Consider the following 11,663-nt stretch of genomic DNA (forward strand, 5'->3'; position numbering starts at 1 on the left):
GATCGACGCCGATGAGATCGAGCAGGCCGAAAATCCCGGTGGCGGGGATGCCGAACGGCTTGCCGATGATGGCGTCGGCTTCCTCGATGCTGACGCCGGTCGCGAAGGCTTCGACCACGCCCGCCGCAAGCCAGTAGGTGCCGATGCGATTGGCGATGAAGCCGGGCGTGTCCTTGCAGCCCACTATGCCCTTGCCGAGCGCGACATCGCCGAATTTCTTGATTGTGGCGAGCGCGTCGGGCCGGGTCTGTGGACTGGAGACAATTTCCAGCAGCCGCATGTAGCGCGGTGGATTGAAGAAATGGGTGATGAGGAAATCGCTGGCGAAACGCGCGCCCAGTCCTTGGGTCAGCACGTCGAGCGGGATGGTCGAGGTGTTGGACGAGACGATGGAGCCGGGCTTGCGCACGCTCTCCAGTTTCTGGAATAGGTCGCGTTTGATCTGAGGATTTTCCGCCACCGCCTCGACGATCCAGTCGGCGTCGGCGACCAGGGACAGATCGCTGACAGAGCCCGGCTTTACCCGTTCAGCAAAATTCGCGCGCATAAAACCGCCGGCCTTGAGCTGTTTGGCGATCGCCTCGCGGGCGAAAGCCGGATCGAGGTCGAGCAGCACGACTTCGAGACCGGCATTGGCGAGATGGGCGGCGATGCCCGAGCCCATCACGCCCGCGCCGATGACGGCGGCTTTTTTGAACGCGACCATCACGCCGCCTCCACGATCATGGAAATGCCCTGGCCGCCGCCGATGCACTGGGTGGCGAGGCCGTAGCGGCCGCCGTCGCGCTTGAGCACCATCGAAGCCTTGCCGACGAGCCGCGCGCCGGTGCCGCCGAGCGGATGGCCGAGCGCGATGGCGCCGCCGTCGCGGTTGATGCGGGCGGGATCGACGTCGAGATCGGCGCAGCAGGACAGCACCTGCGCGGCGAAGGCTTCGTTCATCTCGATCACGTCGAGATCGGAGGCCTTGATCCCGGCGCGCGACAGCGCCTTGCGGGTGGCCTCGACCGGGCCGATTCCCATGACTTCCGGCGCGCAGCCGGAAACGGCGAAGCTCCTGATCTGCGCCAGCGGCGTCAGGTTGTGCTTTTTCACAAAGGCTTCGGAGGCGACGATCACCGCCGAGGCGCCGTCGGTCAGGGGCGAGGAATTGCCCGCCGTGACGCTGCCGCCGGCGAGGAAGGCGGCTTTAAGCGTTCCGAGTTTCTCGACGCTGGAATCCGGGCGGATCAGTCCGTCCTGCTCGACGCCGTTGACCGGAACGATTTCCGCCGCCAGGCGGCCGTCGGCGCGCGCCGCCGCCGCCTTGTGGTGCGAGTTCATGGCGAATGTGTCCTGCATATCGCGGTCGAGCTTGTAACGATCGACCAGATTTTCGGCGGTCAGGCCCATATTGAGGAAGGCGCCGACCGTCGCGGCGGACCAGGCTGGATTGGGCAGAGGGTTGAAGCCCATCATCGGCACCCGCGACATGCTCTCGACGCCGGCGGCGATGATCGCCTCGCCCGAGCCGAGTTTTATTGCGCCCGCGGCTATGCCGATGGCGTTCATCGAGGAGCCGCACCAGCGGTTGATGGTCCCGCCTCCGACGCTATTGGGCAGGCTCGCGAGCTGGCCGACGATGCGGGCCATATTGAGGCCTTGCTCGCCCTCGGGGAAGGCGCAGCCGAGGATCAGATCCTCCAGCTCGGCCGGATCGAATTTCTGCCGCCCGACGAGGGTCTTGACGACGGTCGCCGCCAGATCGTCGGGGCGCGTTCCCACCAGGGCGCCTTTATAGGCCTGGGTGAAAGGCGAGCGAGCATAGTCCACGATGAAAATACCGGTCATCTCTTGGTTCCTCGATGGCGTTCATTTCCGCTTGCGCGGCAGATTGAGAAAAGGGCTCGTGGGTTCAGAACTGGTCGACGTCGAAGCCGGTCACAGTGTCCGATCCCTCGGTCATGGCGATAAAATAAGCCCGCGAATGCGGCAGGACGTGCCGGGCGTAGTGGCGGGCCAGTTCGATCTTCGCGGCATAGAAACCGGTGGGGTCGCCCTCGGCCTGCGTTTTGGCCTGAGCCGCCAGCGCCTGTCGGGCGACCAGCCAGCCGCCGGTGACCACGCCAAACAGATGCAAGAGCGGCACGGCGCCCGAAGCCGTCACCGCCGGCTCGGCGGCGTTTCGCGCGACGACGAAAGCGATGGCCTGCTCCAACTCGTCGAGACCCTGCGTCAGACCACCCCCCAGCGCCGCCAGCGGACCTGTCAACTGCGGCAGGATTTCGCGCATCAGGGCGACGAAGCCCTTCGCCGTCTCGCCTTTGTCGCGAGCGATCTTGCGGCCGACGAGATCATTGGCCTGGATGCCGGTCGTGCCCTCGTAGATCGTGGTGATGCGGGCGTCGCGCAGATGCTGCGCCGCGCCGGTCTCCTCGATGAAGCCCACGCCGCCGTGGACCTGGATACCCTCCGACGCGACGATCTGGCCGTTTTCAGTACACCAGCCCTTGGCGACGGGGGTGAGCAGATCGGCGATCGCCGCGGCGGTTTTCGCAACGCCGCCTTCGCTGCCGTGCGCGACATCCATCTGGGCGGCGACGTAATAGACCATCGCCCGCATGGCTTCGATGCGCGCCTTCATGTCGAGCAGCATGCGCTTGATGTCGGGGTGATGGACGATGGCCGCGCCCGTCTGCTGGCCGATCGGGCGGCCTTGCACGCGGTCGCGGGCGTAGTCGCGCGCCTGCTGATAGGCGCGCTCGGCAATGGCGACGCCCTGCAGCCCGACATTTATGCGGGCGTGGTTCATCATGGTGAACATATATTCGAGGCCGCGATTGGCCTCGCCGACGAGATAGCCGGTCGCGCCGTCCTTGTCGCCGAACGACATGACGGCGGTCGGGCTTCCGTGAATGCCGAGCTTGTGCTCGATCGACGAGCAGATCAGGTCGTTGCGCGCGCCCGGCGTTCCATCGGCGTTGACCAGAAATTTCGGCACGATGAACAGCGAAATGCCCTTTACGCCGGGAGGCGCATCCGGCAGGCGCGCCAGCACCAGATGGATGATGTTGTCGGCGCAGTCGTGCTCGCCCCAGGTGATGAAGATTTTCGTGCCGGTGATGCGGTAGACGTCTCCGTCGGGAACGGCGCGGGTGCGAATGGCGGCGAGGTCGGAGCCGGCCTGCGGCTCCGTCAGGTTCATCGTGCCGGTCCATTCGCCCGAAATCATTTTAGGCAGATAGGTCGCCTTCAACTCCTCGCTGGCGTGGTTCTCAATGGCCATCACCGCGCCCAGGGTTAGGATATGGCACAGGGACCAGGCCATGTTGGCGCTGGTCCAGAGTTCGACCACCGGCAGCGACACGATATGCGGCATCCCCTGGCCGCCGAAATCCTGATTGGCGCCCAGCGCGCCCCAGCCGTTGTCGACAAAATCCTTGTAGACGGCGGTGACGCCCGGCGCGGTCGTGACGACGCCGTCCGCCCATTTATTGCCCTGGCGGTCGCCGACGACATTGAGCGGCGCCAGCGCGCCGGCGGCGAATTTTCCGGCTTCCTCGACGATGGTTTCGACCAGGTCGGCCGCGACTTCGGCATGTCCCGGCAGGGCCAGTACGCCGGGCAGGTCGCCGATTTCGTTCATCGTGAAGAGAATATCGCGGACGGGAGGATTATAGGCGCTCATAAGTGTTCAACCCAGGATGAGGAAGGGAAGGGAGTGTGGCGGCGACAGCGTCATTCGCTCTGGTAGGCTTCGCGCAGCGCCTTCTTGTTGAGCTTGCCGACGCTGGTCTTGATCAGCGCCTCGACGAAGACGATGTCCTGCGGGATACCGAATTTCGAAATGATTCCGCGGTCGGAGTAGGTCTTGATGAAGGCCTTGATGTCGTCGGCGGCCAGGGTTCCGTTATGGCCCGATTTGAGCACGATCACGGCCTTGGGACGTTCGCCCCATTTGTCGTCCTTGACGCCGATCACCGCAACTTCGCTCACCGCCGGATGCTGCGAGATGATGTCCTCGATCTCGAGCGACGACACCCATTCGCCGCCGGTCTTGATCACGTCCTTCAGCCGGTCGGTGACCTGCACATAACCGTGGCTGTCGATGTTGCCGATGTCGTTGGTGTGCAGATAGCCGCCGGCCCACAGCGTCTCCGAGGCCTCCGGATTCTTGAAATAGCCCTGCGTCAGCCAGGGCGCGCGCACCACGATTTCTCCGGTCGCCTTGCCGTCATGGGCGGCGTCGTTCATGTCGTGATCGACGATGCGCAGATCGACCAGCGGGATCGGCATGCCGGCCTTGACGCGCAGGCCGATGGCCTTGTCGTCCGCACCATTGAGCAACTCGGTCTTGACCTGGGCCAAAGTCAGGATCGGGCAGGTTTCGGACATGCCATAGCCGGTGAAAACGTCGATGCCGCGGGCGATCGCCGCTTCGGCGAGGCCGGTCGGCAAAGCGGAGCCGCCGATGATGATTTTCCATCCGGTCAGGTCGTAGCTGTCGATCTTCGGATTGGTGAGGACCATGTGGAGGATGGTCGGCACGCAATGCGAGAAGGTCACGCCCTCCCGCGCCTTCAGCTCCAGCAGCCCTTCCGGGGAATAACGGCCGGGATAGACCTGCTTGAGCCCCACCATCGTCGCGGTATAGGGCATGCCCCAGGCATGGACATGGAACATCGGCGTGATCGGCATGTAGACGTCGTCGCTATGCACGCGGCAATGCGTGGACGGCATGGCCATGGCCACCGATTCGGCCAGGGTGTGCAGCACCAGCTGGCGATGGCTGAAATAGACGCCCTTGGGCAGGCCCGTGGTGCCGGTGGTGTAGAAAGTCGTCGCCCGCGTATTCTCGTCGAAATCGGGAAAATCGTAATTGGCCGAGCCTGACAGAAGCAGGATCTCATATTCGCATTCCAGCGGAATGGCGGCCTGTTCGGCATGGGGCGCGTCGGAAATCAGGACATATTTCTCGACCGTCTCGATCCGGTCCTTGATGCTTTCGACAATCGGCAGGAACTCGGAATTGACCAGCAGAACCTTGGGGCCGGCGTGGTTCAGCGTGTAGAGGATCTGCTCGGGGTTGAGCCGCACGTTCACCGTTTGCAGCACGGCGCCCATCATCGGCACGGCGAAAAAACATTCGAGATAGCGATGGCTGTCCCAGTCCATCACCGCCACGGTGTCGCCGTGCTTGACGCCAAGCTTGGAGAGGCCGCTGGCCAGTTGGCCGATGCGGTCGCGCGTCTCGCGATAGGTGTGGCGCGCGAGGTCGCGATAGACGATTTCCCGGTCGGGCGCGATCGCCAGCGGCGTGTGCCAAAGCTGCTTGATCAGAAGCGGATAGTCATAAGCGTTCTTGGCGCGCTCGACGACATTAGGCAACATTCGACTTTCCCTCTTGGCTTCCTGCCTGGCGCGCCGATGCACACATCAGGGACTGTGCCGTTGCGTGCTTCGTGAAAAAAGACAGGCGAACCGCAGCCAAACAAGCCAACGCCGCTGTCGCTGTCGCTGTCGCTGTCGCGGTTCGGCCTGTCCACGTCTCGACGTGAAATTGTTTTCGCGTTTCCCGCCCGTCTCAGCGCTGTTTGCGCTTTTGTGAACATGCTAGTTTGTCGCTCGCGCCAGGCAATGGCGTCAGGAGGCCAAATTACTGGCTTTGCCTGCTTTGACTCTATGCGAAGGTTTTGGTGGATGGTCAGCCGTACGACCTCATCGGCTTGGATCCAGGGCATCGTCGATATGCTTGACGGCGCCGGTCTGGATACTGCCATTATCCTTGCCGAGGCAGGCGTCGATAGGGAGATCCTGGCCAATCCCGACCATCGCGCGCCATCGGAAATGGTGAGCCGTCTTTGGCGCGTGGCGGCGGACTATTCCGGCAATCCAGCCATCGGACTGGTCAGTCCGCACGTTCCAAAGCCCGGTAATTTTGACATCGTCGGCTATGCAATGTTGTCAAGCAAAAGCTTGCATGTCGCGATTCAGAATTTCGCCCGACACATGCGGTTGGTCAGCGACGCCGCCTCGATCCATCTCGCTTTCAATGAAGGGTCTGTCAGGCTGCAACTAAAATTGTTCGGCGGGCCGGAGCCCATTCCACGGCAAAGGGTCGAGTTCGATCTCCTGACCTTGCTCACCTTTTGCAGTTGGGTGTCCGGGAGGACGATCAAACCGCTGGGACTCCATCTGGTCTGGCCTACTCCCGCGGATATTGCTCCCTTCGAAGACGCTTTCCAATGCCCGCTGCATTTCGAGGCTGATTTCAACGGCCTCGATTTTTCGCGCGACGACATCGAGGCAAAGCTACCAGGCTTTAACGCTCATATGGCGGGACTTCACGAAGCGGCGGTGCAACAACGGCTGGCCGACTTCGATGGATCGAGCATCAGCGTGAAAATCCGTGAGGAAATCACCCGCTGCCTGGCCGATGGCGAACCGCGTCGCGAACAGATTGCACGCGCGCTCAATCTCAGCGACCGGACGTTGACACGGCGGCTGCGTGAGGAAAACACATCCTTCAAGACGCTGCTCGAGGAGACACGTCGCGATCTCGCCCAGAATTATCTGGCGAGGCGAAACATTTCACTGGCGGAAGTGGCCTATCTGCTCGGTTTCGTCGATCAAAGCACCTTCTTCCGCGCCTGCAAGCGCTGGTTCGACGCGTCCCCCGGTCAGTTTCGCGCCCATTTGGGCGGGACGGCTTCAACCCTGTCAGCGAGTCTGCAAAGAGACTGATCGTGGCCGGCCGCGTTCGAGGAGTTGATGGGCGAGGTCGAAGCCGAGGCCGAGCAGATTGCGGCGGGCGCCGCTCCGGCGTCCGAGCGCATGCGCGCCCTGATCAAGACCGCCGAGGCGAATTCGGAACGATATATCGGCGATCGCAAGCTGCATGACATGGTCGAAGTGGCGCTCAACGAGCAATGGCCGATCGTCGAGCAGCACAACGAGCGGATCGCCATTTGTCTCGCGCGCATCGTCGCCGACGGCATGGAGCCGAGCGAGTTCGCGCCGGGCGACCCGGTGCTCGCCACCAAGCTTGTCCAAACAGCCTGCATGCGCTTCTGCCACCCGCGCCTGATGGTCGAATGCGCCTACAAAACCGAGCCAACCACCGACCAGATGGTGGACTTCTGCGTCGCGGCCCTGCGGTCGAAGGGCTGAGGCGACGCTGACGCGTAAACGCGACCTCTCACCGCCCGATCCATGTTACTTCTTGCTCGATGGCCCCGAAGATCGAGCGGCCGCTTTCATCGAGCATCTCGATGCGCACGCGGTCGCCCGGTTTCAAAAACGTCGTGCGGGTTTCGCCTTGCATGAGGCTCTCGACAACCCGCAGTTCCGCCAGGCATGAATAGCCGACGCCTCCTGCTGCGATAGGCTTGCCGGGACCGCCATCGGCGGCGCGGTTCGATACTGTGCCGGAGCCGATGATCGAGCCCGCCGACAGGGCGCGCGTGCGCGCCGCATGCGCGATCAGGCGGCCGAAATCAAAGGTCATATCGACGCCGGCGTCGGGCTGGCCGAGCGGCGCGCCGTTGACGAAGGAGCGGAGGGGGAGGTGGAGCTTTGCCCCGTCCCAGGCGGCTCCCAACTCGTCAGGCGTAACCGCAACGGGCGAGAAGGCTGAAGAGGGCTTGGACTGGAAGAAGCCAAACCCCTTGGCAATATCGCTTGCCGTCAGTCCGCGCAGCGAAACGTCATTGACGAGCATGACGAGTTTGATGTGCGAACGCGCTGTCCGCTCATCCGCGCCCCTCGGGACGTCGTCGGTCACCACGGCTATTTCCGCTTCGAGATCGAGCCCCAGGCTTTCGTCTTCCATGAACGGGATCGGATCGCGCGGGCCGAGGAAGGAGTCGGAGCCGCCCTGATACATCAGCGGGTCGGTCCAGAACGACGGCGGCATTTCCGCCCCTCGCGCCTTTCGGACGAGCAGGACGTGATTCACATAGGCCGACCCGTCGGCCCACTGGTAGGCTCGCGGCAAGGGAGAAGCGCAGTCGCGCTCGCGAAAGCGGAAGGTCTCGATCGAGAAGTCCTCCAGCTGCTCGGCGAGCATGGCGAGCTTTGGCGCGACTTGCGCCCAGTCATCGAGCGCGGCCTGGAGCGTCGGCGCAATGCCAGTGGCAAGCGCGGCGCGCGTAAGATCCTTCGATACCACCGCGAGACGGCCGGCGCGTCCGTGCTTGAGCGAGGCTAGTTTCATTGCCGGCTCATTCTCATGGCTTGCCGTTGAATCTTTTTTCGAGTCCCGCCCAGCAGTCGGCGTAATCTTCCTGCAAGGTTTCGAGCGTGGCGGCGTAATCGGTCAGGCGCTGGGGAAACCGCGTTTCGAACATGAACGCCAGCGTCTTGGTAAGCTTTTCGGGTTCTAGCCTGGCCTGCGAGGCGCGAGCGAAGGCCTGGGCGTCGGGGCCATGCGGCAGCATGCAATTATGCAGCGACATGGCGCCCGGCGTGAACCCTTGCGGCTTTGCGTCATACTGGCCGTAGATCAGCCCCATGAATTCGCTCATGATGTTCATGTGATACCAGGGTGGCCGGAAAGAATGCTCGGCGACTTGCCAGCGCTCCGGAAAGATCACGAAGTCGACGTTGGCCGTTCCTTCCTCGCCCGATGGCGCGGTCAATACCGAGAAGATCGAGGGGTCCGGGTGATCGAAGAGAATCGCCCCAATCGGCGAAAAAGCTCGCAAATCATATTTGTAGGGCGCGTAATTGCCGTGCCATGCGACGACGTCGAGGGGGGAATGACCGATCTCGCAGGCGTAGAATTTACCGCACCATTTGACCGTCATCCGGCTGGTCGCCTCCCTGTCCTCGAAGGCGGCGACGGGGGTCTTGAAGTCGCGCGCATTGGCGAGACAATTGGCGCCGATCGGACCACGGTTCGGCAGCGCGAATTTTGCGCCGTAGTTCTCGCACATATAGCCGCGCGCCGCCCCGGCGACGAGCTCGACCCTGAATTTGACGCCGCGCGGGATGACGCAGATTTCGCCCGGAGCAATGCCGATGCGGCCGAATTCGGTAACGAAGGCAAGCGCGCCTTGCTGCGGCGCGATCAGCAGTTCGCCATCGGCATTGTAGAAATAATCGTCGAACATCGACGCCGTGACGAAATAAAGGTGCGTCGACATTCCTGTTTGCGTGTTCACGTCGCCCGCCGTCGTCATGGTGCGAACGCCGGCGACAAAGGTCAGACTTGCGTCGGGGATCGGAACCGGACTCCAGCGATACTGGCCGATCGGCCGGTCGTGTTCAACGATGCACGGCGCTGATTTCCAATGGGGCAGGTCGACCTTGTCGAACCGCCCCGTGTGTCGGACCGAAGGGCGGAGTCGATAGAGCCAGGACCTCTCGTTCGAGCCGCGTGGCGCCGTGAACGGCGAACCAGAAAGCTGTTCGGCGTAAAGCCCGTAGGCGCAACGCTGTGGCGAGTTCTGGCCGACGGGCAAGGCTCCGGGAAGAGCCTCGGTCTCGAAATCATTGCCGAAACCGGGCATGTAGCCTTCCGGCGTCGCGGCCATGAGCGCTACTCCGCGGCCCTGGGATTCAGGACGCCGCGCCGGACTTGATCCTCCTCGATCGATTCGAACAGCGCGCGGAAATTGCCTTCGCCGAATCCCTCGTCACCCTTGCGCTCGATGAACTCGAAGAAAACAGGGCCGATCACGGTTTTCGAAAAGATCTGCAGCAGCACCTTGGTCTCGCCGCCCTCGACGACCCCCTCGCCGTCGATCAGGATGCCCAGCTCCTTCAGCCTGTCGACATTTTCGCCATGGCGAGGGATGCGCTCGCCGATCCTGGCGTAGTAAGAGTCAGGCGGCGGCGGCATGAACTCCAGTCCCGCCCGGCGGAGCATCGCGACCGTCTCGTAAATATCCCGGCAGCCGCAGGCGATGTGCTGGATACCCTCGCCCTTGTAGGCGTGAAGATACTCCTCGATCTGGCTGTTCTCGTCGGCGCTCTCATTGATCGGTATGCGTATCTTGCCACAAGGGCTCGTCATGGCGCGCGAATGCAGTCCTGTGAGCTTGCCTTCGATATCGAAGTAGCGGATTTGGCGGAAATTGAAGAGGCGCGCGTACCAGTCGGCCCAAACGTCCATGCGCCCGCGAAAAACATTGTGGGTCAGATGGTCGATGTAGGTGAGGCCGGCGCCCTCGGGTCTTGGTTCGCGCGCCGCAGTCCAGACGAAATCCACCTCCCAGATCGAGCCTCTGTCGCTTTGCCGATCGACCAGATAGATCAGCGAACCGCCGACTCCCTCGATCGCCGGAATGTTCAGCTCCACTGGTCCGGCTTGGCTCGGAACGGGCTTGGCGCCCATTGCGACCGCCCGATGAAAGGCGCGCGCGGCGTCGACCACACGAAACCCCATGGCGCAGACCGAGGGTCCGTGATTCCTGGCGAAATCAGCGGCGAAGCTGTCGGGTTCGGCGTTAAGGACATAATTGACCTCGCCCTGCCGATAGAGAGTGACGTTTTTCGAGCGATGCCGCGCCACCGCGGCAAAACCCATCAGCTCGAACAAGGCGCCAAGCTTTTGTGGCTGGGGATGGACGAATTCGACGAATTCGAACCCGTCCGTTCCCATCGGGTTTTCCGCCGAGATCGTCGCGGGAGGGGCGTCGTGCGGGAAGGGTCCCATGTTTTGGCCTTGTCTAACCTTTAAGATATAGGCGCCGGCAGCCGGTCGTCCAGTCCGGCGCCTGCCTCAATGCGGCGCCAGGAGAACGATGAACGCGGCCAGTGTGATCGCCGAGAACAGCGACGAAAGCACCAGGGTGGAGCCGGCCTCCTCGCTCCGCACATCGTGGTTTGCGCCGAACACCATGCCGAAGAAACCTGCGGGGATGGCGATCAACAGCACGGTCTGGCCTCCAATCGGATCGGGAATGCCCAATGCGCGGACGATCCCGAAGGCCAGCAGCGGCTGCGCGATATTCTTCAAAAATACACCCAGGATCACGTCGGCATTGATGCGCAGTCGCTGGGCGGACAGGATGAGTCCAGTCAGGAACAGCGCGGCCCCGGCAGTGGCCTGCCCGATCAGGGTGAAGCAGCGATTGAGGAACTCGGGCATTGGAATGCCGACCAGGGCGACGACCAGACCGGCGAGCGGCGCCCACACAATCGGACGCTTGACCGTGCGCAGGACGGCTAGCAGGAACAGCTTCGCCGGAGACACCTTGTCGGTCGCATGGGCGCTTTCCAGCAGCACCAGCGTCAATGGCGAAACCGTGACGGAACCGACGGCGATGGCCACCGCCACGCTCAGGGCGCTGGACGGCCCGTAGACGCTGAGCAGCAGCGGCAAGCCGACCGAAGCGTAATTGGGGAGGGCCACCGTCAGGGTTTGCACTGCGGCTTTGCCGGTCTCCACCTTGAAATACTTGAATTGCAGGAACAGCGTCAGCGCATAGACAACGAACATGCAGAAGGTCAAAATCCCCATCAACTGCCCATTGTCCAAAATCACCTGACGGGGTGTTCGTGAAATCGCCGTGAACAAAGCGGAAGGCAAGGCAAAATGCATCACGAAAAGATTCAGGGTAGCCACCTTCTGATTGTCGATCATCTTCCGGTAGCCGGCGTAATAGCCCATGGCCATCACGAAAAAGACCGGAGCAAGAGCATTCAGAATCATTGTTTCCATGAACAATCCTCCCGAT

The 11,663-nt window shown here is 62.6% G+C and carries 10 protein-coding genes; 2 read left to right on the forward strand and 8 right to left on the reverse strand.

Annotation, left to right across the window (positions count from 1 at the left end):
* The 4 genes from ACLP2E_RS21125 to ACLP2E_RS21140 all read right to left on the reverse strand — a co-directional run.
* Nucleotides 1-706: 3-hydroxyacyl-CoA dehydrogenase family protein (locus ACLP2E_RS21125; RefSeq protein WP_442467026.1), on the reverse strand; the 706-nt coding region annotated here is incomplete at its 3' end.
* Nucleotides 706-1,830, reverse strand: coding sequence for a thiolase family protein (locus ACLP2E_RS21130; RefSeq protein ID WP_442461053.1), 1,125 nt, complete (start codon nt 1,828-1,830; stop codon nt 706-708). The genes ACLP2E_RS21130 and ACLP2E_RS21125, both read right to left, overlap by 1 nt.
* Nucleotides 1,831-1,894: 64 nt before the next feature.
* Nucleotides 1,895-3,667, reverse strand: coding sequence for an acyl-CoA dehydrogenase (locus ACLP2E_RS21135; protein WP_442467027.1), 1,773 nt, complete (start codon nt 3,665-3,667; stop codon nt 1,895-1,897).
* Nucleotides 3,668-3,717: 50 nt separating this feature from the next.
* Complete coding sequence (locus tag ACLP2E_RS21140) at nt 3,718-5,370, reverse strand: fatty acid--CoA ligase (protein WP_442467028.1); 1,653 nt, start codon at nt 5,368-5,370, stop codon at nt 3,718-3,720.
* A gap of 309 nt (nt 5,371-5,679) precedes the next feature.
* Here ACLP2E_RS21140 and ACLP2E_RS21145 point away from each other — a divergent pair, with 309 nt between their 5' ends.
* Both ACLP2E_RS21145 and ACLP2E_RS21150 read left to right on the forward strand, forming a co-directional pair.
* Nucleotides 5,680-6,723 carry an AraC family transcriptional regulator gene (locus ACLP2E_RS21145; protein ID WP_442461056.1) on the forward strand — a complete coding sequence of 348 codons (1,044 nt, stop codon included), beginning with the start codon at nt 5,680-5,682 and terminating at the stop codon, nt 6,721-6,723.
* A gap of 27 nt (nt 6,724-6,750) precedes the next feature.
* Nucleotides 6,751-7,149 (forward strand): hypothetical protein, encoded by a 399-nt coding sequence (locus ACLP2E_RS21150; RefSeq protein WP_442467029.1) that lies wholly within the window; start codon nt 6,751-6,753, stop codon nt 7,147-7,149.
* Between the two features lie 28 nt (nt 7,150-7,177).
* On the opposite strand, the gene ACLP2E_RS21155 is transcribed toward ACLP2E_RS21150, so the two are convergent.
* The 4 genes from ACLP2E_RS21155 to ACLP2E_RS21170 all read right to left on the reverse strand — a co-directional run.
* Complete coding sequence (locus tag ACLP2E_RS21155) at nt 7,178-8,194, reverse strand: fumarylacetoacetate hydrolase family protein (protein ID WP_442467030.1); 1,017 nt, start codon at nt 8,192-8,194, stop codon at nt 7,178-7,180.
* A gap of 13 nt (nt 8,195-8,207) precedes the next feature.
* Complete coding sequence (gene hmgA / locus ACLP2E_RS21160; protein ID WP_442467031.1) at nt 8,208-9,515, reverse strand: homogentisate 1,2-dioxygenase; 1,308 nt, start codon at nt 9,513-9,515, stop codon at nt 8,208-8,210.
* A gap of 5 nt (nt 9,516-9,520) precedes the next feature.
* Nucleotides 9,521-10,639 (reverse strand): 4-hydroxyphenylpyruvate dioxygenase, encoded by a 1,119-nt coding sequence (hppD, locus tag ACLP2E_RS21165; RefSeq protein ID WP_442467032.1) that lies wholly within the window; start codon nt 10,637-10,639, stop codon nt 9,521-9,523.
* Between the two features lie 66 nt (nt 10,640-10,705).
* Nucleotides 10,706-11,663 (reverse strand): AEC family transporter (locus ACLP2E_RS21170; RefSeq protein ID WP_442467033.1); only part of this gene is annotated, 958 nt, incomplete at its 5' end.

Origin of the sequence: Rhodoblastus sp. (genome assembly GCF_052145335.1) — a bacterium.
GTDB lineage: Bacteria > Pseudomonadota > Alphaproteobacteria > Rhizobiales > Beijerinckiaceae > Rhodoblastus.

Bases quoted from the DNA above. Each gene is read 5' to 3' on its own strand.
- ACLP2E_RS21130 (WP_442461053.1), bottom strand. From the start codon at position 1,830: ATGACCGGTATTTTCATCGTGGACTATGCTCGCTCGCCTTTCACCCAG.
- ACLP2E_RS21135 (WP_442467027.1), bottom strand. From the start codon at position 3,667: ATGAGCGCCTATAATCCTCCCGTCCGCGATATTCTCTTCACGATGAAC.
- ACLP2E_RS21140 (WP_442467028.1), bottom strand. From the start codon at position 5,370: ATGTTGCCTAATGTCGTCGAGCGCGCCAAGAACGCTTATGACTATCCG.
- ACLP2E_RS21145 (WP_442461056.1), top strand. From the start codon at position 5,680: ATGGTCAGCCGTACGACCTCATCGGCTTGGATCCAGGGCATCGTCGAT.
- ACLP2E_RS21150 (WP_442467029.1), top strand. From the start codon at position 6,751: ATGGGCGAGGTCGAAGCCGAGGCCGAGCAGATTGCGGCGGGCGCCGCT.
- ACLP2E_RS21155 (WP_442467030.1), bottom strand. From the start codon at position 8,194: ATGAAACTAGCCTCGCTCAAGCACGGACGCGCCGGCCGTCTCGCGGTG.
- hmgA (WP_442467031.1), bottom strand. From the start codon at position 9,515: ATGGCCGCGACGCCGGAAGGCTACATGCCCGGTTTCGGCAATGATTTC.
- hppD (WP_442467032.1), bottom strand. From the start codon at position 10,639: ATGGGACCCTTCCCGCACGACGCCCCTCCCGCGACGATCTCGGCGGAA.